Source organism: Bradyrhizobium sp. ORS 111, assembly GCF_045571485.1.
GTDB lineage: Bacteria > Pseudomonadota > Alphaproteobacteria > Rhizobiales > Xanthobacteraceae > Bradyrhizobium.
Genome location: NZ_CP120701.1, coordinates 736,648 through 760,820 on the forward strand (window position 1 = coordinate 736,648; position 24,173 = coordinate 760,820).

At 64.7% G+C, this 24,173-nt stretch carries 24 protein-coding genes, 1 tRNA gene and 1 other RNA gene; 10 read left to right on the forward strand and 16 right to left on the reverse strand.

Annotated elements, in window-relative coordinates:
- Positions 1-10 precede the first annotated feature (10 nt).
- Both nudC and P6U30_RS03370 read right to left on the reverse strand, forming a co-directional pair.
- Positions 11-961, reverse strand: a complete 951-nt coding sequence (gene nudC / locus P6U30_RS03365) for an NAD(+) diphosphatase (protein WP_407168127.1) — start codon at positions 959-961, stop codon at positions 11-13.
- Position 962: 1 nt separating this feature from the next.
- The gene (locus P6U30_RS03370; protein ID WP_407168128.1) at positions 963-1,382 is read right to left on the reverse strand and encodes an HIT domain-containing protein; all 420 of its coding nucleotides are present in this window, start codon (positions 1,380-1,382) and stop codon (positions 963-965) included.
- A 111-nt stretch (positions 1,383-1,493) separates the two neighbouring features.
- Here P6U30_RS03370 and ffs point away from each other — a divergent pair.
- From ffs to P6U30_RS03395, 5 genes are all read left to right on the forward strand, one after another.
- An RNA gene (gene ffs, locus P6U30_RS03375) (signal recognition particle sRNA small type) lies at positions 1,494-1,590 on the forward strand.
- A gap of 110 nt (positions 1,591-1,700) precedes the next feature.
- Positions 1,701-3,545 (forward strand): DNA polymerase III subunit gamma/tau, encoded by a 1,845-nt coding sequence (locus P6U30_RS03380; RefSeq protein WP_407168129.1) that lies wholly within the window; start codon positions 1,701-1,703, stop codon positions 3,543-3,545.
- A gap of 20 nt (positions 3,546-3,565) precedes the next feature.
- Complete coding sequence (locus P6U30_RS03385; protein ID WP_407168130.1) at positions 3,566-3,886, forward strand: YbaB/EbfC family nucleoid-associated protein; 321 nt, start codon at positions 3,566-3,568, stop codon at positions 3,884-3,886.
- Positions 3,887-4,013: 127 nt separating this feature from the next.
- Complete coding sequence (recR, locus tag P6U30_RS03390) at positions 4,014-4,619, forward strand: recombination mediator RecR (RefSeq protein WP_407149998.1); 606 nt, start codon at positions 4,014-4,016, stop codon at positions 4,617-4,619.
- 143 nt (positions 4,620-4,762) lie between these two features.
- Positions 4,763-5,191, forward strand: coding sequence for a hypothetical protein (locus tag P6U30_RS03395; RefSeq protein ID WP_407168131.1), 429 nt, complete (start codon positions 4,763-4,765; stop codon positions 5,189-5,191).
- A gap of 177 nt (positions 5,192-5,368) precedes the next feature.
- On the opposite strand, the gene P6U30_RS03400 is transcribed toward P6U30_RS03395, so the two are convergent.
- From P6U30_RS03400 to P6U30_RS03415, 4 genes are all read right to left on the reverse strand, one after another.
- Positions 5,369-6,742, reverse strand: a complete 1,374-nt coding sequence (locus tag P6U30_RS03400; protein ID WP_407168132.1) for an AmpG family muropeptide MFS transporter — start codon at positions 6,740-6,742, stop codon at positions 5,369-5,371.
- Positions 6,743-7,116: 374 nt separating this feature from the next.
- The gene (locus P6U30_RS03405) at positions 7,117-7,422 is read right to left on the reverse strand and encodes a GIY-YIG nuclease family protein (RefSeq protein ID WP_407168133.1); all 306 of its coding nucleotides are present in this window, start codon (positions 7,420-7,422) and stop codon (positions 7,117-7,119) included.
- Between the two features lie 38 nt (positions 7,423-7,460).
- Positions 7,461-8,636, reverse strand: a complete 1,176-nt coding sequence (locus P6U30_RS03410) for an IS481 family transposase (RefSeq protein WP_407164520.1) — start codon at positions 8,634-8,636, stop codon at positions 7,461-7,463.
- A gap of 138 nt (positions 8,637-8,774) precedes the next feature.
- Complete coding sequence (locus P6U30_RS03415) at positions 8,775-9,983, reverse strand: DNA recombination protein RmuC (RefSeq protein WP_407168134.1); 1,209 nt, start codon at positions 9,981-9,983, stop codon at positions 8,775-8,777.
- Between the two features lie 170 nt (positions 9,984-10,153).
- Here P6U30_RS03415 and def point away from each other — a divergent pair, with 170 nt between their 5' ends.
- The 3 genes from def to truA all read left to right on the forward strand — a co-directional run bounded on the left by def (position 10,154) and on the right by truA (position 12,806).
- Positions 10,154-10,681: a peptide deformylase gene (gene def, locus P6U30_RS03420; RefSeq protein WP_407150003.1), complete on the forward strand. Its 528-nt coding sequence runs from the start codon at positions 10,154-10,156 to the stop codon at positions 10,679-10,681.
- 366 nt (positions 10,682-11,047) lie between these two features.
- Positions 11,048-11,983: a methionyl-tRNA formyltransferase gene (gene fmt / locus P6U30_RS03425; RefSeq protein ID WP_407170342.1), complete on the forward strand. Its 936-nt coding sequence runs from the start codon at positions 11,048-11,050 to the stop codon at positions 11,981-11,983.
- Between the two features lie 85 nt (positions 11,984-12,068).
- Complete coding sequence (gene truA / locus P6U30_RS03430; protein WP_407168135.1) at positions 12,069-12,806, forward strand: tRNA pseudouridine(38-40) synthase TruA; 738 nt, start codon at positions 12,069-12,071, stop codon at positions 12,804-12,806.
- A 259-nt stretch (positions 12,807-13,065) separates the two neighbouring features.
- On the opposite strand, the gene dapE is transcribed toward truA, so the two are convergent.
- From dapE to rpmH, 10 genes are all read right to left on the reverse strand, one after another.
- Entirely contained in the window at positions 13,066-14,232 is a 1,167-nt protein-coding gene (gene dapE, locus P6U30_RS03435; protein WP_407168136.1) for a succinyl-diaminopimelate desuccinylase, read from the reverse strand.
- A gap of 105 nt (positions 14,233-14,337) precedes the next feature.
- Positions 14,338-15,183 carry a 2,3,4,5-tetrahydropyridine-2,6-dicarboxylate N-succinyltransferase gene (gene dapD / locus P6U30_RS03440; protein ID WP_407168137.1) on the reverse strand — a complete coding sequence of 282 codons (846 nt, stop codon included), beginning with the start codon at positions 15,181-15,183 and terminating at the stop codon, positions 14,338-14,340.
- Positions 15,184-15,336: 153 nt separating this feature from the next.
- A complete protein-coding gene (locus tag P6U30_RS03445; protein WP_407168138.1) occupies positions 15,337-16,035 on the reverse strand; it encodes a pyrimidine 5'-nucleotidase in 699 nt (232 codons plus the stop codon).
- 162 nt (positions 16,036-16,197) lie between these two features.
- Entirely contained in the window at positions 16,198-17,184 is a 987-nt protein-coding gene (locus P6U30_RS03450) for a DUF1036 domain-containing protein (RefSeq protein ID WP_407170343.1), read from the reverse strand.
- Positions 17,185-17,336: 152 nt separating this feature from the next.
- Positions 17,337-18,230 (reverse strand): acetylglutamate kinase, encoded by an 894-nt coding sequence (argB, locus tag P6U30_RS03455; protein ID WP_407168140.1) that lies wholly within the window; start codon positions 18,228-18,230, stop codon positions 17,337-17,339.
- A gap of 202 nt (positions 18,231-18,432) precedes the next feature.
- On the reverse strand, positions 18,433-18,801 hold the full coding sequence (locus P6U30_RS03460) for a DUF423 domain-containing protein (RefSeq protein WP_407168141.1): 369 nt from the start codon (positions 18,799-18,801) through the stop codon (positions 18,433-18,435).
- A complete protein-coding gene (gene yihA / locus P6U30_RS03465; protein WP_407168142.1) occupies positions 18,798-19,451 on the reverse strand; it encodes a ribosome biogenesis GTP-binding protein YihA/YsxC in 654 nt (217 codons plus the stop codon). The genes P6U30_RS03460 and yihA overlap by 4 nt, the downstream gene beginning before the upstream one ends.
- Positions 19,452-19,579: 128 nt before the next feature.
- Positions 19,580-21,430, reverse strand: coding sequence for a membrane protein insertase YidC (gene yidC, locus P6U30_RS03470; RefSeq protein WP_407168143.1), 1,851 nt, complete (start codon positions 21,428-21,430; stop codon positions 19,580-19,582).
- A 3-nt stretch (positions 21,431-21,433) separates the two neighbouring features.
- Entirely contained in the window at positions 21,434-21,811 is a 378-nt protein-coding gene (gene rnpA, locus P6U30_RS03475; RefSeq protein WP_407168144.1) for a ribonuclease P protein component, read from the reverse strand.
- Positions 21,812-21,841: 30 nt separating this feature from the next.
- Positions 21,842-21,976: a 50S ribosomal protein L34 gene (gene rpmH / locus P6U30_RS03480; RefSeq protein ID WP_008542748.1), complete on the reverse strand. Its 135-nt coding sequence runs from the start codon at positions 21,974-21,976 to the stop codon at positions 21,842-21,844.
- 364 nt (positions 21,977-22,340) lie between these two features.
- Here rpmH and P6U30_RS03485 point away from each other — a divergent pair, with 364 nt between their 5' ends.
- Both P6U30_RS03485 and P6U30_RS03490 read left to right on the forward strand, forming a co-directional pair.
- Positions 22,341-23,813, forward strand: a complete 1,473-nt coding sequence (locus P6U30_RS03485; protein ID WP_407168145.1) for a sensor histidine kinase — start codon at positions 22,341-22,343, stop codon at positions 23,811-23,813.
- Between the two features lie 268 nt (positions 23,814-24,081).
- A tRNA-Arg gene (locus P6U30_RS03490) sits at positions 24,082-24,158 on the forward strand.
- The last annotated feature ends 15 nt before the right edge of the window (positions 24,159-24,173 follow it).

The window sequence follows — 24,173 nt, forward strand, 5'->3', positions numbered from 1 at the left end:
CCCGTTTCCGTTATTTGCCGGAAGCATCTCCGTGATGCACCCATCGTCCGAGCAGGTGATGGGCAATCGCAAACGGATGCGGGCCGGCGAGACCCTCGGGATGCTGCCGCTTGATCATCAGCGTCGCTTCGTCGCGGTTGAACCAGCGGGCGTCCTCCAGCTCCGTGCGGTCGACCACGATGTCCTCGTTGGTGGCGCGCGCGGTGCAGCCGATCATCAGGGACGACGGATAGGGCCAGGGCTGCGTCATGTAGTAATTGACGTCGGTGCAGCGGATGCCCGATTCTTCGAAAATCTCGCGCCGCACCGCGTCCTCGATGGTCTCGGCGGCTTCGACAAAGCCGGCGAGGCAGGAATACATGCCGGGCATGAACTGCTTCTGCCGGCCCAGCAGCACCCTGTCACCGTAGGTGACCAGCATGATCACGACCGGGTCGGTGCGCGGGAAATGCTCGGTCTTGCAGCTCGGGCATTCGCGCTTCCAGCCGCCGTCTCGCATCGCGGTGCGGGTGCCGCAGTTCGGGCAGAAGCCGTGGCGCTGATGCCAGGTCACCATCGACTTCGCCATGGCGATCGCCGAAAGCTGCTCGGCCGGGACAGCGCCCTGCATCGCCATGCCGCGCAGCTCGGTCACGGTGACGTCGCTGCGGCCGACCAGCTTCTCGGCTGCCTGGGGCGCGATGCCCATGCCGAAGATCGGCGCGCCGTCGCGCAGACCCAAAAAGATCGTGCCGGGGTTGGCGCCGAAGGTTCGCGCCTCCTCGAACGACAGCAGCGCACGGGGGCCGTCGGCGTCCTGCTTCACGACAAGGGAGTCGCGATAGATCACATAGGCGCGGGCTTCACGGTGGCCTTCGAGCGCGAACAGCTTCTCGTCGCTGGTGCGCAGATGCGCTGCGCGATCCAAGACGTGTGTGACGAAGGCCGGTTGCCCGAGTGGAAACTTGTCGAATGCTGACATCTCAACCCAACCAGATCTTGCGGCGAAGCGCGTTGATGAAATTTTGCACTTCCTCGGCGTCATGCGCCAGCGGCGGCATCACGCCCCAAACGGGACGCGGCCATGCAGCATCGCTCGTACGGCGGGCGATGACATGGACGTGAAGCTGCGGCACCAGGTTGCCGAGGGCCGCAATATTCAGCTTGTCGCACTTGGTGATCTCTTTCAGGGCCCGCGCGACCCGCGAGGTCTCCGTCATCAGTTGCGCCTGCTCGACCTCGTCGAGGTCGATGATCTCGACCGCGCCCTCGCGTCGCGGCACCAGCAGGAGCCAGGGATAATGCGCGTCCTTGATGACGAGCACCTTGCACAGCGGCAGATCGCCGATGTCGATGGTGTCTTTCTTGAGCTGCGAATGCAGCGTCCAGTTGGCGGCGGGCATGAGGGCGAAATAATGCCTTTCCGTGTTCCCTTACAAGTCCCACAAAGCCAGCCTTACAAAGCCGGGTCAGGCCGCTTGCTTTCCGGCTCTTTTGGCCCCAAATAGGGACCGGGAGATTGGCGGTGGACGAGCCACTCGCCAACCGGGTCAGGTCCGGAAGGAAGCAGCCCTAACGAGGTCCGGATCGGGTCGCTCGTCAGTCTCCTACCTGTTTTTCCGAGCGAATCGCGCTGGAATGGCGGTCTCCGCGCCCGGCGCTCGATTTCGGCTCCTATCCGCACGCCGGCTGCAAGAGAAATCCAAGTTGCGGATCGACGCATGAACGACGCTGGCGCCCCCTCCCATCTGCCCGACGGCGCAGGCCAAGCGAGCCTCGACGGCGGCTTTGACCTCGGCGGTGCGCCCGACGCCGCCAAGCCCTACCGTGTGCTCGCCCGCAAATACCGCCCCTCCAGTTTCGAGGACCTGATCGGCCAGGAGGCGATGGTGCGCACCGTCTCGAATGCGTTCGAGACCGGGCGGATTCCGCAAGCCTGGATCCTGACCGGCGTGCGCGGGGTCGGCAAGACCACCACCGCCCGCATCCTCGCCCGTGCTTTGAACTATGAGAAGCCGGACGGTTCGGTGAAGGGGCCGACCATCCACATGCCCGACCTCGGCATCCACTGCCAGGCGATCATGGAAAGCCGGCACATGGACGTGCTGGAGATGGACGCCGCGTCCCACACCGGCGTCGACGATGTGCGCCAGATCAACGACAGCGTGCGTTATGCGCCGGCCAGCGCGCGCTACAAGGTCTACATCATCGACGAAGTCCACATGCTGTCGACCGCGGCCTTCAACGCCTTCCTGAAGACGCTGGAGGAGCCGCCGGAGCACGCCAAGTTCGTGTTCGCCACCACCGAAATCCGCAAGGTTCCGATCACGGTGCTGTCGCGCTGCCAGCGCTTCGACCTGCGCCGCGTCGAAGCCGACGTGCTGATGAAGCACCTCGGCAACATCGCGGCCAAGGAACGCGTCGAGGTCGAGCCGGAGGCGCTCGGCATCATCGCCCGCGCCGCCGAAGGCTCGGTGCGCGATTCGCTCTCGCTGTTCGACCAGGCCATCGCGCACGCCGCAGGCGAGGTGAAAGCCGATGCGGTCAGGCAGATGCTCGGGCTTGCCGACCGCACCCGCGTCATCGATCTCTTCGAGTCGCTGGCGCGCGGCGATATCGCCAGCGCCTTCGCCGAGTTCCGTGCGCAGTACGACGTCGGTGCCGATCCGGTCGTGGTGCTGTCCGACCTTGCCGAATTCGTCAATTTCGTCACCCGCGTGAAGGTCGTGCCGGCCACCGCCGACAACGTCGCATTCGGCGAGACCGAGCGCGTGCGCGCGCGTGAGTTTGCCGCGAAACTCTCGATGCGCGTGCTGTCGCGGATGTGGCAGATGCTGCTCAAGGGCATCACCGAGGTGCAGGCCGCGACGCGTCCGGCCGCCGCCGCCGAGATGGTGCTGGTGCGGATCGCTTATGTCGCCGACCTGCCGACCCCGGACGAGGTGATCCGGATGATCGAGCAGAACGGCGGCGGCGCTGCGCCCGCGACGTCGGGCGCTTCGGCATCCTCCCGTGGCGCACCGACTTCGGCGATATCAGCGATGCCGTCCGCTCCGGTCCGCGCACCCCAGGCAGCGCCGCGTGCCGATTTGGCTGCGCGTCCGCAGATGGCCGCGCCGGCTGCTGACGCTGCGCCCGTGCTGCGGATCGCGAGCTTCCCGCAACTGATCGCACTCGCCGGCGAGAAGCGCGACCTGATGACCAAGAGCGCGCTGGAGGCCGATGTGCGGCTGGTCCGCATCGAGGATGGACAGCTCGAGATCGCGCTCGAGCCGAAGGCCTCGCGCGGCCTCGTCACCGACCTCTCGCGCAAGCTCGAACTATGGACCGGGCGGCGCTGGACCGTGATCATCTCCAACGAGGCCGGCCAGCCCACCGTGCGCTCGCAGAACGAGCTGGCGCGGAACGAGCACCAGCGCGCCGCCGAGGCTGATCCGCGCGTGCAAGAGGTGCTGGCACGCTTCCCAGGCACGCGGGTGGTCGAGGTGCGTCGCCTCGCTGCGGAGCCGCCGGCGTCGGATATGATCGAGGATCCGATTGAAACTTCCGACAGTGACGACGGTTGATCTGATGACAGGATGCTCGCATGGCTGATTTCCTTGGCATGATGAAACAGGCAGCGCAGCTGCAATCCAAGATGCAGGCGATGCAGGACGAGCTCGGCAATGTCGAAGTCGAAGGCATTTCCGGCGGCGGTCTGGTCGCGGTGCGCATGACCGCGAAGATGGAAGTGAAGGGCGTCAGGATCGATCCCTCGCTGATGAAGCCGGAGGAGCGCGAGGTGCTCGAGGACCTGCTCGTCACCGCGCATGGCGATGCCCGCCGCAAGGCCGAGGCCGCCATGCAGGAGAAAATGGCGGCGCTGACCGGTGGGCTCGGCCTGCCGCCGGGACTTGGTCTGACTTGAAGCGCGGCGAGATTAAGATGAAGCATCATCGTGCTCTGGCTCCTTGTTTGAGCATGATCTCCGCGCAAACGCCTTTGGCGTTTGCCGCGAGGGAAAACCGCTTCACACTTTTCCGGATCATGCTGTAATGGCTGCAAGCGTCGCCGGCCCTGAGATTGAGCGCCTGATCCAGTTGCTGGCGCGGCTGCCCGGGCTTGGGCCGCGTTCGGCGCGCCGCGCCGCGCTGCATCTGATCAAGAAGCGCGAAGCGCTGATGACGCCGCTCACTGCGGCCTTGCAGGTCGCGATCGACAAGATTCAGGTCTGCAAGACCTGCGGAAACATCGATACACAAAATCCCTGCACGGTGTGCACCGATCCGCGCCGCGATCCCTCGATCATCGTGGTGGTTGCCGATGTCGCCGATCTCTGGGCTTTGGAACGGGCGAATGCGACCAACGGCCGCTATCACGTGCTGGGCGCGACGCTGTCGCCGCTCGACGGGGTCGGCCCGCAGGATCTCACGATCGATCAATTGGTGGCGCGCGCGCATGCGCCTGAGGTCAGCGAGATCATCCTGGCGCTCAACGCCACCGTCGATGGTCAGACCACCGCGCATTACATCACCGACCTTCTGACAGACGCCAATGTGCGGGTGACGCGGCTGGCGCATGGCGTGCCGGTTGGCGGCGAGCTTGATTACCTCGATGAAGGTACGCTATCCGCTGCCATGCGGCAGCGGACGCTGTTCTAAAACAAGATTCAAACGAGCGCCGCGGCATCGCCATGCGATCAGCGCGGTCGGCAAAGATCGCACTGAAACGACGTGATAGGGTTGGATGACGATTCGGGGACGGTCATTCACGCTCTGACGAATCAGATACGGAACCACTGGACATGACGACACACCGATTTGGCGTAGGCCTGGGCTTTGCGCTTCTGGCTGCGGTCTTGCTCGCGCCCTGTGCCGGGGCGCAGCCGAGCGACGCGCCGCAGAAGCCCGGCAAGCTGATCAGGGCGGGTGATGTGCTGTCGGGCGAACTCAACGCCATGCGGGTGCGCGACGCCAAGAACGGCGGCAAGCGCGTCGCAACCTACCAGATCACCAGCGAGCCGCGCCGCCTGCCGCCGCCGAACGGTCTATGCAACCTCGAGACCGGGCCGGAGACGTTCCAACTGGTCACGACCAGCCAAGCCCAGGCCGCGCAACTCAGGAGCCTCGCCGGCAAGGAAATCTCGGTCAAGGTCGATGAGATCGCCTGCGCGGAGGATGCCGGCCAGATGAGCGAAGCCATCGTCACGAAATGGAGCGTGGTGACGAAGTAAGGTTGTGCCGCAACTTCGGTGTCATCGCCCGGCTCGTCCGGGCGATCCAGTACGCCGCGGCTTCTCTACGAACAACTATCGTAGCCCGGATGGAGCGCAGCGAAATCCGGGACGCTTATCCAAAGCTCAAACGATTCCCGGATTGCGCTTCGCTCCATCCGGGCTACAGACGGTAAACTAAACCCTCACCGGCCCCAGCTCCTCAAAATGCTTGCGCCGCTGCAGCCAGGCGAGCAGCAACAGGCTCGGGATCGCGACCAGCACGCAGATCACGAAGAACACCGGCCAGCCCACGGCCTTGGCCACATAACCCGCGCCTGACGACAGATAGGTGCGGCCGACCGCGGCCAGCGCGGTCAGCAGGGCATACTGGGTCGCGGTGTGCAGCGGGTTGCGGCACAGCGCCGAGAGGTAGGCGACGAAGATCACGGTGCCGATGGCGCTGGTGAAGTTCTCCGCCGTGATCGCCAGCGCCAGCGCCCATTGATTGACGCCGACATGCGCGAGCCAGGAGAACGCGAGATTGGCGATCGCTTGCAGCACGCCGCCGATCCAGAGGCTGGTCGCGAGCGAATAGCGCCGCGCCACGAAGCCGCCGGCAAAGCCGCCGATCAGCGTTGCGGCAAGCCCGACGCCTTTCACGATCGCCGCATAATCGACCTTGGAAAAGCCGATATCGATCACGAACGGCGCGGTCATGGTGCCGGAAAATGCGTCGGTGAACTTGAACAGAACCACGAAGGCCAGCGCCGCGAAGGCGTCCTTGCGGCCGAGGAATTCGGAGAATGCGCCAAGCGCTGCGCGGAGCACGCGCTGGAGCGCAGTCTGCGCATGCGTCGCCGCTTCGGCGTTCCTGGATTGCGTGGGCTCGGTAGCGGCCAGCGCGGTGATGGTGCCGATCAGGATCAGCGCGGCCATCACCACATAGCCCCACATCCAGGCGGATGTGCGTGCGAGCCCGCCCGATTCAAAGCCGCTGACGATGAACAGCGCGCCGGCGGTCGAAACCAGCATGCCGACGCGGTAGGCCGCGACGTAGGATGCCATGCCGGCGGCTTGCTCGGGCTCAGGCAGGCTCTCGACGCGGAACGCGTCGACCACGATGTCCTGTGTCGACGAGGCCGTCGCGACCAGAAGTGCGGCGAACGCCGCAAACCACGGCGATCGCGCCGGATCGGCCATCGCCAGCACGAGGATCGCGGCGATCAACAGCAATTGCGAGAACACCAGCCAGCCGCGGCGGCGCCCGAAGACTTGCGTGAACAGCGGAACGTGCAGCGCGTCGACCAGGGGCGCCCAGAGGAACTTCAGCGTGTAGGGCGTGCCGATCAGCGCGAGCAGCCCGATGGTGCCGAGATCGACCCCGGCCTCCTTCATCCAGACCTGCAAGGTCGAGCCCGACAGCGCCAGCGGCAGGCCCGAGGAGAAGCCGAGCAGCATCACGATCAGCACGCGCGGCTGCAGATACACGGCGAGGCTGTCGCGCCAGGAGACGGCGCTGGGAGCGGATGGCTTGGCGGACGCGTCTGACGAGGTTTCAGGTGCGGTCATAGGCAAGTTGTTACCAGATTCGGCCCCAAAAAGACTGTCATCGCCCGGCGGGGATGCCGCATCAAATTCGGTGTCGTCCCTGCGAAAGCAGGGACCCATAACCACGAATAGTGGTTGGTGGGCGATGTCGGAACAACGAGCTCCTCAACAATGAAAGCCGCGGCGTATGGGTCCCTGCTTTCGCAGGAACGACAAGTGGAGACAATCTCGTTCCCACCCCGTCTTTGGAATACTGGATCGCCCGGTTCACGCCGGGCGATGACACCAAATATGCGGTCACAACCGCGTCCAATACCACTCTCCAGCCTGCGGCTTGCGGCCCAAAAAAGACTGTCATCGCCCGGCTTGACCGGGCGACCCAGTATTCCAGAGGCCTATCCGCCGCCCGCGGCAATCTCCGGGTAAAGATCAATCCAGTCCGGATTATCCTTCTCGATCAGCGAAACCTTCCACGCACGGGGCCACTTCTTCAGCCGCTTCTCGCGCTTAATCGCCTGTTCGATATCTTCGAAGGCCTCGAAATAGACCAGCCGATTGACGTCGTACTGCTTGGTGAAACCCTCGACGAGCTTCAGTTTGTGCTCGCCCACGCGGCGTATGAGGTCATTTGTCACACCGATGTAGAGCGTGCCGCCGATCTGGCTGGCGAGGATGTAGACGTAGTAGCTGCGTGATCCCAACTGCGCCCTCTGGGATACTGGATCGCCCGGTCAAGTGTTTAGCCCGAAGACATGGCTGACACCTGTTCGGACACATCACTGACAGGTTGGCCATCGGTCAAGTCGATTGATGCGATTTGCCAACTGGCGAAGAAGATTCCGTAGTGGCCGTCGCGATCGAGCGGCCGGATAGCAAGACGCTCGCCGAAGAAGGCCTGCGGAACTTTCCAGAACCGTCCCTTGAAGGAGATGTAGCTTCGGGTCGACGAGACGGTCCGAACCGTCTCGCCGACGTCGTATTGCACCTGCGGAAGACGCGCCGGCATCGCGCGTGAACTCGGCCGAAAGCGATCGGCGGGCACCTGCATAGCGAGCCCCTCGTGAGGCCGCTCCAGATTGTAGATCATGCGCCAGGCGTCGAGCGCGCGTTGGACCTCCGGCAAGGTGCGGAAGAGATGCATGGCAAACACTTCCGCGTTGAGGGTGCGATGGAAGCGCTCGTTCTTGCCGCGGCCCTGCGGGTGACACGGTCTGGCATGCACCACCCGGATGCCGAGCTTGAGCAGCCACACCTTCAATCCGGTCCAGCGCACGCCGGATGTGTCGCCCCAAGGTGAGCCATTATCGATATAGAAGGCGTCGGGCAGCCCATAGCGGCGGAACGTGGCCGTCAGATGCTCCTGCACCATGGGTCGCTGCTCGTTCGCACATGCCTTCAGGCACGGGACATAGCGCGAGTGATCGTCGACCACCGTCAGCGGATGGCAACGCATCCCGTTGGCGAGCGGTATGTGGCCTTTGAAGTCCATCTGCCACAATTGATTGGGAGCTTCCTTCTCGAACCGATGTCCAGGGTTGGGCGGCGCATTCTCGCTCGGCTTGATTCTGTCGTTCCGACACAGGATCCGATGCACGGTGGACGGGACAGGCACAGCCTGCCCGCCACGCTTGAGGCAATGGGCGATCTTGCGTGCTCCCCAAGCCGGATGCTTGTCGCGGACGGCGACAACTTCCGCTTCCACCACAGCGGCGCTGCGCTTGGGCATCCTCTTCGGACGGCGCGACTGATCCGCCAACTCCCGATCTCCGGCCTGCCAGCGCCTCAGCCATTTGTAGCCGACGTCAGGGCTGATCCCGAACCGGCGGCATAGCTCCCGCCGGTTCGCTCCTTCCTGCATCGCAAGACGCACGAACTCGCGTCGCTGATCCATGACTGACACCTCGCTCCACGGCATGGACGGCCTCCCGAATCGGACCAATCCAGCCATTCTTGATGTGTCAGCTATGTCTCCGAACACCTGTCAGTGATCTGTCCAGACTAAACATCAAGCCGGGCGATGACAGCGATTATGTGGTGGAATCAGCGCCTCATACTACTCCCCCGCCTGCAGCTTGCGCGGGGCGGGGAACAGCTCGGGCGGCGCGCCTTTGACGAAGCGGGGGACTTCGATCGGGGCCTCGGACTTGCTGAAGTCCAGTTCTTCGATGCGGCCGGCGCGCTTCTCGATCTTGTCGGCGGAGATCAGGATCTGCCTGACGTCCTCGTTCACCTGGCCGAAGTGGTTTTGCAGCTTCACCACACGCTCGCGCAGGCGGGCCAGATCGTCGCCGAGATGCATCACCTCGTTGCGGATCTGGTCGGCGGCGTCGCGGATCCGCGCGTCCTTCAAGATCTGCTGCATCACCTGGATCGCCAGCATCAACAGCGACGGCGATACCAGCACGACACGGGCGCGATAGGCCTTCTGGATCACGTCGTCGAAGCCGTCATGGATCTCGGCATAGACCGACTCCGACGGCACGAACATCAGCGCGGTGTCCTGGGTCTCGCCGGGGATCAGGTATTTTTCGGCGATATCGCTGACATGTTTGAGTACGTCGCTGCGCAGCCGCTGGCTGGCGAATTTGCGTTCCTCGTCGCTGCGCGCGTCGTGCAGCGCGGTCATCGCCTCCAGCGGAAACTTCGCGTCGATGCAAAGCGGCCGCTGGTCGGGCAGGTACACCACGCAATCCGGCCGCTTGCCCGATGTCAGCGTGTGCTGGAACTCGTAGGAGCCCTTCGGCAGGCCGTCCTGGACTATCGCCTCCATCCGCGCCTGGCCGAAGGCGCCGCGGGACTGCTTGTTGGCGAGCACGTCGCGCAGCGTCGTCACCTGGGTGGTGAGCTCGTTGAGGTTCTTGTGGGCATGGTCGATGATGCCGAGCCGCTCGTGCAGCATGCGCAGTGAATCCATCGTGTTGCGCGTCGATTGTTCCATCGACTGGCCGACGCGGTGGGTGACCGAATCCAGCCGCTCGTTGACGGCGCGCGCCATCTCGGCCTGCCTGCCGGCGAGCGCCTGGGCCATGGCGTCGACCCGGCCCGAAGCCTCGCTCTGGGCGCGCAGCATGTCGGCGAGCCGCTCCTCCAACTCGTCGGCGCGGATGGTCTGGGCCATCGCGAGTTCCGCGCCGCGTCGGCTCGCCCGCGCGATCACCAGGGCGATGGTCAGCAGCAGGGCCAGCGCCAGCACGCCAAGGGCGAGCAGCGCGTCGGAGACGCGGATGGGCAGGTCGCCGATGGTCAGGAGGATCTCGTTCATATCAGCAGTTGTAGCCGATTCGCCGGCGAGCGCGAACGAAGAGGGAACGCTTATGGTTAATCGTTCGTTGATTTTCTTGGTTAACCCGAGCTGAAGAAACGTGGTTAAGGCCGCCTTAACCGGTTCCGCAGCGCATTGACCCCCGCAGATCAGCGGCTTAAATCGCGCGCATGGCTATCAGAGAAATCATCATCCTGCCGGACAAGCAGTTGCGGCTGGTGTCGAAACCTGTCGAGAAGGTGACGCCGGAGATCCGCAAGCTCGCCGACGACATGTTCGAGACCATGTATGACGCGCCCGGCATCGGGCTGGCGGCAATCCAGGTCGCGCAGCCGCTGCGGCTGATCACCATGGACCTCGCCAAGCGCGACGAGAACGGCGAGACGACGCCGAAGCCGCGCGTCTTCATCAATCCGGAGATCATCGCACGTTCGGAGGAACTCTCGGTCTACGAAGAGGGCTGCTTGTCGATCCCCGAATATTACGAGGAGGTCGAGCGTCCGGCGCGCGTCCGCGTCCGCTTCCTGGATCTTGACGGCAAGCTGCACGAAGAGGACGCCGAAGGGCTCTATGCCACCTGCATCCAGCACGAGATCGACCATCTCAACGGCGTGCTGTTCGTCGACTATCTGTCCAAGCTCAAGCGCGACCGCGTCCTGAAGAAGTTCACCAAGGCCGCCAAGCGCGTGGCGGAGTAGATCTGGCGTGAAGGGCGTTTTCGCTTGCGCGATATGCCCTCTCCCCCCTTGTGGGGGAGAGCTGGAGAGGTGGGTAGCCGCAAGCACCGCCGTTGCGGCTACCTCCCTCCCTAACCCTCCCCCGCAAGGCAGGGCTATCGCATATGCCGCCGTGGATGGCTGCGCACGTCCTCGGCCTCGCGGTTCGAGACGCGCCGCAAGCGGCGCTCCTCACCATGAGGGTCTACTAGCGTGCCGCAAAACAAGACTTCATCCTGAGGAGCCCGCCAAAGGCGGGCGTCTCGAAGGATGGGCCACAGGGCGTTTTTTTCCCAAATGCGATTGCCCTCCCCCGCAAGGGGGGAGGGAACGCAGCGAGTGCTGGTGATGCCTCTCCGCCTGATCTTCATGGGCACGCCCGATTTCGCCGTGCCGACGCTGCTAGAGCTGGTGGCGCACGGCCATGAGGTCGCAGCGGTCTACACCCGCGCGCCGAAGCCGGGCGGGCGGCGCGGCCTGCAATTGCAGCCGACGCCGGTCGAGCGCGAGGCGCGGCGGCTCGGCATTCCCGTGTTGACGCCGAAGACGCTGAAGACGCCGGAGGCGCTCGAAGAATTCCGCGCGCATGATGTGGATGCGGCGGTCGTGGTGGCCTATGGCATGATCCTGCCGCAGGCCATTCTCGACGCGCCGAAATTCGGCTGCTTCAACCTGCATGCTTCGCTGCTGCCGCGCTGGCGCGGCGCCGCTCCGATCAATCGCGCCATCATGGCCGGCGATGCCGAGAGCGGCGTGATGGTGATGAAGATGGATGTCGGCCTCGACACCGGCGACGTCGCGATGGCCGAGCGGCTCGCCATCACAGACACCATGACGGCATCCGATCTCCACGATGCGCTGGCGCCGCTCGGCGCCGATCTGATGGTGCGTGCGATGGGCGGGCTGGAGCGCGGGGGTTTGCAGCTCACGAAGCAGAGCGAGGACGGCGTCACCTATGCCGCCAAGATCGAGAAGGCCGAGGCGAAGATCGACTGGAGCAAGCCGGCGCGCGCGGTGCTACGGCACATTCATGGGCTGTCGCCGTTCCCGGGTGCGTGGACGGAACTGGATGATGGCGGCACGCCAGTGCGCCTGAAGCTTCTGCGCTGCGAACTGGCCAGCGGCTCGGGCGCTCCCGGCGATGTGCTCGACGACAACCTCGCGATCGCCTGTGGCGACGGCGCGGTCCGCCTGCTCGAGCTGCAGCGTGAAGGCAAGGCCCGGATGCAGGCGGCGGACTTCCTGCGCGGCACGCCGCTGAAGCCGGGGGCGAGGCTTTCGTGAGATCGTCATGCGCGGGCTTGACCCGCGCATCCATCTCGAAAAAAAGCTTGTCCTGAAGACAATGACGGCTCAACCAGATCGAACAATGCCCCGCTACAAGCTCACCATCGAATATGACGGCACGCCGTTTTCCGGCTGGCAGATCCAGGAGACCGCGCCGACGGTGCAAGGCGCGCTGGAGGCGGCGGTCAAGGCGATCTGCGGTGAAGACGTCCGCGTCCACGGTGCCGGCCGCACCGATGCCGGCGTGCATGCGCGCGGCCAAGTCGCGCATTGCGACATTGCCAAGAGCTTTCCGCCGGGCCGTTTACGCGACGGACTGAACGCGCATCTGCGTCCGCATCCGATTGCGATCCTTGCGGCCGATATCGTGCCTGACGATTTCGAGGCGCGGTTCTCGGCAACGAGGCGGCACTATCTCTATCGCATCGTCAATACCCGCGCGAACCTCGCGCTCGACATTGGGCGCGTCTGGCGCGTGCCACGCGCACTCGACGCTGCGGCCATGCACACGGCCGCGCAGCGGCTGCTCGGCAAGCATGATTTCACGACCTTCCGTGATACCGAATGCCAGGCCAGATCGCCGGAGAAGACGCTCGATCAGCTCGACGTCACGCGCGACGGCGATGCCGTGAACATCGTGACCTCGGCGCGCTCGTTCCTGCACAGCCAGGTGCGCTCGATGGTGGGATCGCTGGTCTGGGTCGGCGAGGGCCGCTGGAGCGCGGATGATCTTTCCGCAGCGCTCGCCGCCCGCGATCGCGCCGCCTGCGGCCCGGTCGCGCCGCCGGAGGGACTCTATCTGATGCGGGTGGATTATTAGAGCGGGATGAGTTTGGTCTGAATCGACTCGCGACGGCTTCGGTTGACCTCTGCCCGTCGGGGAGAGGTGACCTCCGCGGCCGGTTCAGTCGTAGGATGGGTAGAGCGAAGCGAAACCCATCACTTTCGAATCCGCGGCGCACATGATGGGTTTCGTTGCGCTCTACCCATCCCGCGGATTGATGCCGGTGGAATACGAGCCCCCAATCCCTACTGTGCATGGGGTTGTTTTCGATGTTTTGTCCAGCCGAGCGGCTGGATTACGCAAAATATCTGTCCAACACGCCCCGATATATCCGCGTCAGCTTCTCCAGGTCGGCCACCGGCGTGCGCTCGTCGATCTGGTGCATGGTCTGGCCGACCAGGCCGAACTCGATCACCGGGCAGTAGCTGGAGATGAAACGCGCGTCCGACGTGCCGCCTGAGGTGGAGAGCTCAGGCCTCCGGCCGGTGACCTCCTCGATCGCGGCGACGGCAAGGTCGGTGAACGGGCCGGGCTTGGTGACGAACACGTTGGAGTTCGACGGCAGCCATTCGATGTGGGCGCGGATGCGGTTGCCGCAGGCTTTTGCCAGACGTTCGTCGACCAACTGCCGCAGGCTCTCCTGGGTGTGGTTGTCGTTGTAGCGGATGTTGAACCTGGCGCGGGCCTGGCCGGGGATCACGTTGCTCGCGCTGTTGCCGACGTCGACGGAAGTGAATTCGAGGTTCGAGGCCTGGAATTGCGCGCTGCCGTGATCGAGCGGCTCGTCGCTCAGCGCCACGATCAGCCGCGAAATGTCCGGCACCGGGTTCGAGGCGCGGTGCGGATAGGCGACATGGCCCTGCACGCCATCGACGACAAGTGTGCCGGATTGCGAGCCGCGGCGGCCGATCTTGATCATGTCGCCGAGCACCTCGACATTCGAGGGCTCGCCCAGCACGCAATGATCGAACTTTTCGCCGCGCTCGGCGCACCACTTCAGGAGCTTGACGGTGCCGTTGATCGAGACGTCTTCCTCGTCGCCGGTGATCAGGAATGAGATCGAGCCGTTGCCGCTTTCGTGCGGCTTGCCGCCATGGTCCTTCAGATATTGTAGCACCGCGGCGACGCTGCAGGCGATGCCGCCCTTCATGTCGACCGCGCCGCGGCCATAGAGGTAGCCGTCCTTCACCTCGCCGGAGAACGCGCCGACGGTCCATGCGGACTCATCGCCGGGCGGCACCACGTCGGTGTGGCCGGCGAAGGTGAGATGCGGCGCCGCGCGGCCGATGCGGGCATAGAGATTGTCGATGTCGGCGGTGCCGGGCTCGGAGAAGGTCACGCGATGGACCTCGAAGCCTGCGGCCTTCAGCAGATTTTCCAAAACGCTGAGCGCGCCGGCATCGGCCGGCGTTACCGAAGGGCAGCGAACGAGATCGCGCGTGATCGAGATGGCGTCAGTCATGCCATCCGCTTAACACGCATGCCCGGCGGCGGGCTAGAGCTTCGGTTCCGATCGAATCAGAACCGAAGCTTTAGATTCAAGTTTGAAGTCTTTGCCGGATGCGGATCAGTCGCGCAGCAGTTCGTTGATGCTGGTCTTGGCGCGGGTGCGCTCGTCGACGCGCTTGACGATCACGGCGCAGGCGGTGGCCGGGCCGGGCTGGCCGTTCTTGAGCGGCTTGGCCGGCAGCGTGCCGGGCACCACGACCGCATATTCCGGGACCTCGCCGAGGAAGGTCTCGCCGGTCTCGCGATCGACGATCTTGGTGGAGGCGCCGAGGAAGACGCCCATCGCCAGCACCGCGCCCTTGCGCACGATCACGCCTTCGGCGACCTCGCTGCGCGCACCGATGAAGCAATCGTCCTCCACGATCACCGGCTCGGCCTGCAGCGGCTCGAGCACGCCGCCGATGCCGACGCCGCCGGAGATGTGCACGCGCTTGCCGATCTGGGCGCAGGAGCCGACGGTCGACCAGGTGTCGATCATGGTCGATTCATCGACATAGGCGCCGAGATTGACGAAGGAGGGCATCAGCACGACGTTGCGCGCGATGAAGGCCGAGCGGCGGACGATCGCGCCGGGCACCGCGCGGAAGCCGGCGTCGCGGAAGCGGTTCTCGCCCCAGCCCTCGAACTTCGAGGGCACCTTGTCCCACCACGAGGCCTTGCCCGGGCCACCGGGAATCTGGCCCATGTCGTTGAGGCGGAACGACAGCAGCACCGCCTTCTTCAGCCATTGATTGACCTTCCACTTGCCGCTGGCCTCGCGCTCGGCAACGCGGGCCTCGCCCTTGTCGAGCAGCTCCAGCGCGTGATCCACGGCGTCGCGGACCTCACCCTTGGTCGAGGTCGAAATGCCTTCGCGGGCGTCGAACGCGGCGTTGACGGTCGATTCAAGGGCGGAGAGGGACATTGGGATATCCTTGGACGTATCGGGAGTATGACGGGAGTTGAGGGGCTTTTTCGGAATTTGCAGCCGCGGAGTCAAGGCAGACCCTTCTCCAGCCGGGGTAGAGTTCTTTCCTCCGTCGTCCCGGCTTTCGCTGGGGCGACGCCTGTTGAGAGACTACGGGTTTGTAACGAGCCGTTGCAAGAATCCGGTCAGATCGTCGGTGACATGATCGACATGGGTGGCATCGCGGCCTTCTAGCTCCCAGGTCTCGCGCACCACCTCCCGGCTGCCGTCGGGCACCACCAGCACGGTGATCATGCCGAGCGCGTGCGGCACCACCAGGTTGCGCGCGAGATCCTCGAACATCGCAGCCTTCATGGGATCGACGTCATGAAGCTTCAGGAACCTCTGGTAAGTCTGCGGTGCGGGCTTCGGCTCGAGTTCGGCGGCGATGATGTCGAAGACGCCTTGGAAATGGTGACCGATGCCGAGCCGGCCAAGCACCGCATCGACATGGTCGGTCGAGCCGTTGGTCAGGATCAGCTTGCGCCCGGGCAGCCTTGCGATCGCTGCCCCCATCGCCGGATTGGGTTCGAGCGGCGAGTGGTCGATCTTGTGCACATAAGCGAGAAAATCGTCTGCGCGCACGCCGTGCTCGGTCATCATGCCGCGCATGGTGGTGCCGTAGCGCAGGTAGTAGTCCTTCTGGATCCGTCGCGCTTCTTCCGGCGTGACGCCCAGCCAGTTGCTGACGAACTCGCCGATCCGAGCATCGACCTGCTGCCACAGATTGACGTGATGCGGGTACAGCGTGTTGTCGAGGTCGAACACCCAGGTGTCGATGTGGCCGAAATCGCGGGGAGTTTTAGTCATGGTTTTCTCCGCGGGTCGTCCCTGCGAAAGCAGGGACCCATCCGCCGTGTCCGCTATTGTTGAGCAAGGTGGGAGTAACCTTCCCTTCGGGATATAGACAACTGCAAAACATCGGCCTGTGGTTATGGGTCCCTGCTTTCGCAGGGACGACGGAGGAAATGATCACGGTATCGCAAAGCGCAGCGTCTTGCCGCCGCTGGTCATGTCGACCGGCGCGAAGCCGATCGCGGTGAGGCCGCGGTTGGCGCAGTCGCCCTGATCGTTGACCTCGAACTTGCTGTCGCGGGTGCAAAGCTCCTGGGTGCCGCCCCAGCTCAGCGGCTTGCCCTTGATGCGGATGGTGCGGTTGTCGCCGTCGACGGCTTCGGCGAAGGAGTAGATCTGCTTCGGTGTGCCCGACACGTCGGGATGCAGGCACTTGCCGGGATCGATGCGATACCAGCCGCGGCTGGTCACCACCTTGCCGTCTTCGGTTGCAACCGCCGCCATCACCCTGTGCGGCGTGTCGTTGCACCATGTCAGTCCCGTTGGCGACGGCTTCTGCACGGCATCGATCATGGTGGCAAAGAAAGTTGGCGACTGCACGACGTCGCTTGCGAGTCCGCGGCTCTTGAGAAATGCGGAGAGCGCAGCCTGTGTCTTCGGGCCGTCGACGCCGTCGATCGGCGCGGCGTCGTAGCCTGCGATCACCAGCAGGCGCTGGATGCCGGCGAGCCGCGCCTGCTCGTCGTCATACTCGCTGTCCTCGGCAAGATACGCGACCAGGTTGCCGTCGTCGGTCTGCGTCGGCTTGATCTGGGTGAACTGCGCCGGCGTCTGGCCCGAACGGCACTGACGGGCAGCCGCGATCACGAAATTGTCCTGCGCCACGCAGAGCGTATCGGTGCCGCTCTGCGGGATCGGCGAGGCGCCGTAGACGCCGAGCGCGCGGGCATTGAGCAACATGCGGTCGGCCGTCAGCGCGCCCTGCATGACGACGCGGCAAGTCGCGGGATCGATACGAAACCAGCCCCGCGTCGCGGTCGCGGCCTTGTCGTCGATGCCGATCGCGGCCTCGATCACGTAGCTCATGCGGTTGCAGAGCTTCAGGTCGGCATGTGCCGGAGCCGAGGAGAACAGCAGCGAAACGATCGCGGCCGGGAGCGACATCATCAGCCGCGCGAGCGGCGATCGCCGCTGCGATCGCGTCAGCGCCGCCGCGATCCGGGCATAGGGCGATGTCTGGCGCTCGCTGCGCAGGCCTGTCATGGCCGGGACAAACCCGGCCGTGATGGCCCTCGATCGCTTGGCCGCGCCCGGCATCACTTGTGGATCAGCGTGCCGGTCCCCTGGTTGGTGAAGAGTTCGAGCAGCACGGCATGCTGCATCTTGCCGTCGATGATCACGACGCCCTGCACGCCCTGTTCGAGCGCGTAGATGCAGGTCTCGACCTTCGGAATCATGCCGCCGGAAATGGTGCCGTCGGCAATGAGCTTGCGGGCGTCCTTGATCGACAGGTCGGGGATCAGCTTCTTGGACTTGTCGAGCACGCCGGGCACGTCGGTCAGCAGCAGGAGGCGCTTGGCCTTCAGCGCGCCCGCGATCGCGCCGGCAAAGGTATCGGCGTTGATGTTCAGCGTCTGGCCGTCCTTCGAGGTCGCCAGCGGTGCCAGCACCGGGATCAGGTCGTAGCCGATCAGTTGGTTGAGCAGCGTGAGGTCGACTTTTTCGGGGTCGCCGACGAAACCGAGATCGATCGCTTTCTCGATATTGGAGCCCGGATCGATCATGGTCCGGGTCGTCTTCGACGCCTTCACCATGTTGCCGTCCTTGCCGGAGAGGCCCACCGCCTTGCCGCCGGCCTCGTTGATGTAGCCGACGATCTGCTTGTTGACCGACCCGGCCAGTACCATCTCGACGATCTCGATTGTCGCGGCGTCGGTGATACGCAGGCCGGCTGCGAACTCGGATTGGATGCCGAGGCGCTGCAGCATGGTCGCGATCTGGGGACCGCCGCCATGCACGACCACCGGATTGATCGCGGTCTGCTCGAGCAGCACGATGTCACGCGCAAAGGCCTTCGCGGTGTCCTCGGCACCCATGGCGTGGCCGCCATATTTGATGACGATGGTCTCTTCGTCATACTGCTGCATGTGCGGCAGCGCTTCGGACAGGATGCGGGCCTGATCGAACGGGCTGATGGGCTGGTCGGTCATGGAGCTGGTCTCGTCGTCGGCGGAGGGGTGGGCGCGGTTCTATCTGATTGCCGGGCAGGGCGTAAAGCGGTGGAGCTATTCGTGGCCTGGATGGAGCGAAGCACAATCCGGGATTGCCGGCCGCGACAGGCTTCCCGGATCTCGTGGAGCCTGTCATCGGGCGCGCATTCGCGCGACCCGTTGGCTCGATCCGGGCTACGGATCAACGTCGTGGCCAGATAGCCGCGAGCGTCAGCACCAGCCAGCTCAGGATCAGCAATGTCCCGCCGGTCGGAGCGGCCATCGGAAACAGGCCGTGGCCGGCATATTGGCGTGCCGTCAGGTCGCCCGCGAACAATGACGCCGCGATGACGAAGCCGCAGGCGGCCACGACCCCGATCCGCGCATGAACGATGGCGCGGTCAGCCAGCGCAACGGTCGCGAGCGCGGCGGTAGCATGAAACAGCAGCATCGAGGACGCGGCGCCCAGCCGCGAGGCGTCCGGCAGATGGGCTGCGGCCGCCGCCAGCATGACGCCGCAGGCGCCCATGACGGCGGCAAGGCCGATCAGGAGACGGTGCAGGCCGTTCATCGGCGCCGTTCCTCGATCAGGCGCACCATTGCGGCGCGCAGCTCCGGCATGCCGTCGCCGGTGCGCGACGACGTCACCAGCACCTCGGGGAACGCTGCGGGATGCCTTGCCAGCGCCGCCGTGGTGTCGGCGATGACGGTCTTCAGCTCGCCGGCCTTGACCTGGTCGGCCTTGGTCAACACCACCTGATAGCTGACCGCGGACTTGTCGAGCGTCTTCAGCACGTCGAGATCGACATCCTTGATGCCGTGGCGGGCATCGATCAGCACGTAGACCCGCGCCAGCGTCGCTCGCCCGAGCAGGAATTTGTGGATCAGCTCGGTCCACGACGCGACCTTGGTCTTGGGAGCCGAGGCGTAACCATAGCCGGGCATGTCGACCAGTCTAACGCCGGCCTTTTCGGGCCCCTCGAAGAAGATCAGCTCCTGGGTCCGCCCCGGCGTGTGCGAGGTGCGCGCCAGATTGCTGCGGCCGGTCAGCGCGTTGATCAGGCTCGACTTGCCGACATTGGAGCGGCCGGCAAAGGCAACCTCCAGCCCCGCCATCGGCGGCAGCGTTGCGATCGAGGGCGACGCCCAGATGAAACGCCAGTCACCGGCGAACAGCTTCCGGCCCTGCTCGATCAGCTTTGCATCGATGTCATCAGTCATGGATGCCAAGCCCGCTTGCAATCCTCATGGTGAGGAGGCGCAGTGCGCCGTCTCGAACCATGAGGCCTGGCCGGTGGCCTCATCCCTCGAGACGCGCTTTGCGCTCCTCGGGATGAGGGGAGGATGAGCTACGTCGCCTTCCTGACGAACGTGGCCTTGAGATTGTCGAACAACTCCACCTTCACGCCGTTGCGGCGCATGATGAAGCTCTGCTGCAGCACCGACAGCGTGTTGTTCCAGGCCCAGTAGATCACGAGGCCCGCCGGGAAGCCCGCCAGCATGAAGGTGAAGATCAGCGGCATCCAGTCGAAGATGATCTTCTGCGTCGGATCCGGCGGCGTCGGATTGAGCTTCATCTGGAACCACATCGTGATGCCCATGATGATCGGCCAGATGCCGAGCGCCAGATAATGACCGAAGATCGGAAGTTGCGTCGGATCGTAGTGCAGCAGGCCGAACAGCGTGAACAGGTTGGTCGGATCGGGTGCCGAGAGGTCCTTGATCCAGCCGAAGAACGGCGCATGCCGCATTTCGATGGTGACGAACAGCACCTTGTAGAGCGAGAAGAACACCGGGATCTGCAGCGCGACGGGAAGACAACCGGCGATCGGGTTGATCTTCTCCTTCTTGTAGATCTCCATCATCTCCTGCTGCTGCTTCACGCGGTCGTCGGGATAGCGCTCCTTCAGCGCCTGCAGTTGCGGCTGCACCGACTTCATCTTCGCCATCGAGGCGTAGGACTTGTTGGCGAGCGGGAAGAACAACAGCTTCACGATCACGGTGACGAGCAGAATCGAGACGCCGAAGTTTCCGAACAGGCGATAGAACCAGTCGAGCGCCAGGAACATCGGCTTGGTAATGAAGTAGAACCAGCCCCAGTCGATCAGCAGATCGAAATGGTTCAGCCCGAGCTCCTTGTTGTAGCCGCCGAAGCCGACCAGCGGGAAGTTGATGCCGACCACGCTGGCTTCCTTGGCGCCGGCGAACAGCCGCGCATTGGCGCTGATGGTGCCGCCGGCCGGCAGCGTCTGCGCTGCCAGCAGATAGTCGGTCTGGTAGTTGTGGGAGTTGCCTACCGCTTCCGACGAAAAGCGTACATGCAGCTTGGCCGTGGTGTCGGGCAGCAGCGCCGACGCCCAGTACTTGTCGGTCATGCCGAGCCAGCCATTGGTGGCGTCGAAGGTGAGCGACTTGGCTTCGTCGATCTTCTTGTAGGCGAACTCCTGCAGGCCGTGCTCGCCGAGATAGCCGATCAGGCCCTCATGCAGGATGTAGTAGCCGGAGACCTGCGGCGTGCCGTGGCGGGAGATCAGCGCGAACGGATAGAGCGTGACCGGCGCGTTGCCGGCATTGCTGACCTCGTCCTTGACGCTGAAGAGATAGCGGTCGTCGATCGAGATGGTGCGGCGGAAGGTCAGGCCCTCGCCATTGTCATATTTCAGCGTCACCGGCGTCGTCGGGGTCAGGCTGCCGGAGCCCTCCTGCTGCCACACCGTGTTCTGGTCGGGAAGGCGTGTGGTCGATCCGGTCGCGGGCACCCAGCCGAACTCCGCGTAATAGGGCGCCGCGGTCTGCGACGGCGAGAACAACACGATCGGCGGCGAATGCGGATCGACCGTCTCGCGGAACTTGACCAGCGCGATGTCGTCGATGCGGGCGCCCTTCAGCGAGATGCTGCCGGTGACGAGCGGGGTGTCGATCTTGACGCGCGGGCCCGCGGCCAGCGCCGCCTCGCGGCTGATGACAGGCCCGGCTGCGGCAGTCGACGGTGTCGTGGTGGGCGTGGCGCTGGCGGACGGTGAGGGAGTCGCGGTGGGCTGGCCCGGGGTCGCATTGGGTGCCGGTTTCTGCAACTCGGCCTGCCGTTGCTGCTCCGCGCGCTGCTTCTCCATCTGCGGCACGTTGTAGAAATATTGCCAGGCGATCAGGACGAGGCCGGACAGAATGACGGCAAGGATCGTGTTGCGGTTGTCGGACATCTCTTAAGGTCTCGTCATTCCGTTCGGATTACGCGCCTTGTTAGGTATCTTGGGCGCAGGCCGGTCGAGGCGGCGCAGCGCCGACCGCAGATCGTCAAGCATGGTCGCAAAGTCACGGGTCAGCGCGTCACGGCGGCCGACTAGCACATAATCATGGTGCGGTCGCATCGATATGACGTCGACACGCTTCACCAGTTCGCGAAGCCGGCGGCGGATGCGGTTGCGCTCGGTCGCGGTGCCGTTTTTCTTGGTGACGGTGAAGCCGACGCGGATCGGGCCATCATCGTCGCGGCGGCGTCCCTGCAGCACAAAGCCTGCGCTGTTCGTCCGCGCGCCATTGGCAACGGCGAGGAAGTCCGCCCGCTGCCTTAGCCGATCCATAAAGAATCTCCGGAGAGGAGATGTCCGGGCTCAGGCGCTCAGGCGCTTGCGGCCACGCGCGCGGCGCGCAGCGAGAACCTTACGGCCGCCGGCCGTGGCGAGACGGGCGCGGAAGCCGTGACGGCGCTTGCGCACCAGTTTGCTGGGTTGATAAGTCCGCTTCACGGGTAATTCTCCGCTGACCGGGCAATTTGCCGTTGAATTGAGATGAAGTCCGGTGATGCCGGCGGGCCCAAAACGGGCCGCTTACGGCCCAAATGAGCCGCCCCCGGTCAAGAACCGGGCCATCGCGGACAGTTGGCGCGGCTTATAAGGGAGTGCCCCGTTTTCGTCAATGTCACAGGGTGACGCAAAAGGCCTTCTTCGAAACGTCGCATTTGCGGCGAATATATCTGTTTTCGCGGGGTTTTTCATGGGGGAGCGGTTGCGGTATCCTGCGGGAACCGGCCGACATTAGCGATCCGTAATTTGACCGGCTTGGGGGCCGGGCCGCATCTTCCGACCCCTGAGCCAAGCAAGGCTTTATCTTGTGGCTGTAACTGACGATCAGGCAACCCCGCTGAAGCAGCGGCCGACGCCGCCTCTGCGGCTCGGGCTGTCCGGCAAGCTTCTGCTGCTGACGATCCCCCTGGTGATGATCGCCGGGCTCCTGATCTATGTGCCGGCAATCGCCAACTTCCGCATGAACCGGCTCAACGACCGCCTCGCAGCCGCCAATACCGCCGCGCTGGTGCTGGATGCGGCGCCCTCCGGCATGGTGCCGGATTCGCTGGCGCGGCAGATCCTGACCAGCATCGGTGCCCGCGCCGTCGCCATCAAGATGGGGCAGCAGCGCCGTCTGCTCGCCAGCGCCGACCTGCCGGCCGCGATCGACCACGACGTCGACATGCGCACCATGACGGTGTGGTCGGCGATCGTCGATGCCTTCGAGCTGATGCTGGAGCACGGCGACCAGACCATCCGCGTGGTCGGGCCGGCTCCCGGCCAGGCGCAGTTCATCGAGGTCGTGATCGACGAAAAGCCGCTGCGGCAGGCGATGTACCGCTTCTCGCGCAACGTGCTGGTCGTCGCGCTGCTGATCGCCGGCCTGACCGCCGGCCTGGTCTATCTTGCGCTCCACTACCTGTTCGTCCGGCCGATGCGGCGGCTGACCGCGAGCCTGGTCGGCTTCCACGAAAATCCGGAAAGCTCGGCGCGAATCATCGTGCCGAGCCAGCGCGGCGACGAGATCGGCGTTGCCGAGCGCGAGCTGTCGGACATGCAGCGGGACCTCGTCTCGATGCTGCACCAGAAGAGCCGGCTCGCCGCGCTCGGACTGGCCGTCTCCAAGATCAACCACGACCTGCGCAACCTGTTGGCATCATCGCAGCTCTTGTCGGACCAGCTCGCCAGTGTGCCCGATCCGCGGGTGCAGCGCTTTGCGCCGAAGCTGTTGCGCTCGCTCGAGCGCGCCATCGCGTTCTGCCAGTCGACGCTGTCCTATGGCCGCGCGCAGGAGGCGGCGCCCGACCGCCGCGTGATGCTGGTCGAGCCGGCGGTGGCGGAGGTGCGGGAATCCGCAGGCCTTGCGACGGACGCCTCGATCACCTGGATCAGTGCGATCGAGCGCGGCCTCACCATCGACGCCGATCCGGACCAGTTGTTCCGGGTGCTGCTCAACCTGGTCCGCAATGCCGTGCAGGCGCTGGAGAGCCATCCCGATGCCTCAACCATGCAGATCCGCATCACCGGCCGCCGCGAGGGCACGGTGGCGATCATCGAAGTCTCCGACACCGGCCCCGGTGTGCCGGCGAAGGCGCGCGAACATCTGTTCGAGGCCTTCCAGACCTCGGGCCGCCCCGGTGGCAGCGGGCTCGGTCTTGCCATCGCCGCCGAGCTGATCCGCGCCCATGGCGGCGCCATCCATCTGGTCGAGGGCACCATCGGCGCCACCTTCCGGATCTCGATCCCGGACCGCCCGGTGGAACTGCTGTCGGTGCGCAACGAGCGGGCCCGGGCGTAAGCCGGGACCTCTCATCGTCATTCCTGATCTCGTTGGCAAATCAGTGCGGGAATCCATGATCGCGGCGTTTCCGGACACCGTCCCGGGCCCCGGAACAACGGAAAAGGCCGCTTCGGGCGTCGCTTTCGGCCTTTCCCCGTCAAATCGATGGTTCGAACATGCCTGCCAGACCTTGCCAACCGGGCCGGGACCCTGTAGCTAAAGCGCTCTTTCGCGACGGTCCGGGCTTTCCCGGTCCTGTGCGGGCCCTAAGCCCTGCCGCGAAAATGCGCCCGTAGCTCAGCTGGATAGAGCATCAGACTACGAATCTGAGGGTCGGACGTTCGAATCGTTCCGGGCGCGCCAGCCTTTTCAAGGATT

Excerpts from the sequence above, each read along its gene's own strand:
- P6U30_RS03415 (WP_407168134.1), bottom strand. The coding sequence starts at position 9,983 with ATGAACGAGATCCTCCTGACCATCGGCGACCTGCCCATCCGCGTCTCC.
- yidC (WP_407168143.1), bottom strand. The coding sequence starts at position 21,430 with ATGTCCGACAACCGCAACACGATCCTTGCCGTCATTCTGTCCGGCCTC.
- P6U30_RS03380 (WP_407168129.1), top strand. The coding sequence starts at position 1,701 with ATGAACGACGCTGGCGCCCCCTCCCATCTGCCCGACGGCGCAGGCCAA.
- truA (WP_407168135.1), top strand. The coding sequence starts at position 12,069 with ATGCCCCGCTACAAGCTCACCATCGAATATGACGGCACGCCGTTTTCC.
- P6U30_RS03395 (WP_407168131.1), top strand. The coding sequence starts at position 4,763 with ATGACGACACACCGATTTGGCGTAGGCCTGGGCTTTGCGCTTCTGGCT.
- dapE (WP_407168136.1), bottom strand. The coding sequence starts at position 14,232 with ATGACTGACGCCATCTCGATCACGCGCGATCTCGTTCGCTGCCCTTCG.
- rnpA (WP_407168144.1), bottom strand. The coding sequence starts at position 21,811 with ATGGATCGGCTAAGGCAGCGGGCGGACTTCCTCGCCGTTGCCAATGGC.
- P6U30_RS03385 (WP_407168130.1), top strand. The coding sequence starts at position 3,566 with ATGGCTGATTTCCTTGGCATGATGAAACAGGCAGCGCAGCTGCAATCC.
- def (WP_407150003.1), top strand. The coding sequence starts at position 10,154 with ATGGCTATCAGAGAAATCATCATCCTGCCGGACAAGCAGTTGCGGCTG.
- fmt (WP_407170342.1), top strand. The coding sequence starts at position 11,048 with ATGCCTCTCCGCCTGATCTTCATGGGCACGCCCGATTTCGCCGTGCCG.
- nudC (WP_407168127.1), bottom strand. The coding sequence starts at position 961 with ATGTCAGCATTCGACAAGTTTCCACTCGGGCAACCGGCCTTCGTCACA.
- P6U30_RS03445 (WP_407168138.1), bottom strand. The coding sequence starts at position 16,035 with ATGACTAAAACTCCCCGCGATTTCGGCCACATCGACACCTGGGTGTTC.
- recR (WP_407149998.1), top strand. The coding sequence starts at position 4,014 with ATGGCTGCAAGCGTCGCCGGCCCTGAGATTGAGCGCCTGATCCAGTTG.
- P6U30_RS03450 (WP_407170343.1), bottom strand. The coding sequence starts at position 17,184 with ATGTCGCTCCCGGCCGCGATCGTTTCGCTGCTGTTCTCCTCGGCTCCG.
- argB (WP_407168140.1), bottom strand. The coding sequence starts at position 18,230 with ATGACCGACCAGCCCATCAGCCCGTTCGATCAGGCCCGCATCCTGTCC.
- yihA (WP_407168142.1), bottom strand. The coding sequence starts at position 19,451 with ATGACTGATGACATCGATGCAAAGCTGATCGAGCAGGGCCGGAAGCTG.
- dapD (WP_407168137.1), bottom strand. The coding sequence starts at position 15,183 with ATGTCCCTCTCCGCCCTTGAATCGACCGTCAACGCCGCGTTCGACGCC.
- P6U30_RS03370 (WP_407168128.1), bottom strand. The coding sequence starts at position 1,382 with ATGCCCGCCGCCAACTGGACGCTGCATTCGCAGCTCAAGAAAGACACC.
- P6U30_RS03460 (WP_407168141.1), bottom strand. The coding sequence starts at position 18,801 with ATGAACGGCCTGCACCGTCTCCTGATCGGCCTTGCCGCCGTCATGGGC.
- P6U30_RS03400 (WP_407168132.1), bottom strand. The coding sequence starts at position 6,742 with ATGACCGCACCTGAAACCTCGTCAGACGCGTCCGCCAAGCCATCCGCT.
- P6U30_RS03410 (WP_407164520.1), bottom strand. The coding sequence starts at position 8,636 with ATGCCGTGGAGCGAGGTGTCAGTCATGGATCAGCGACGCGAGTTCGTG.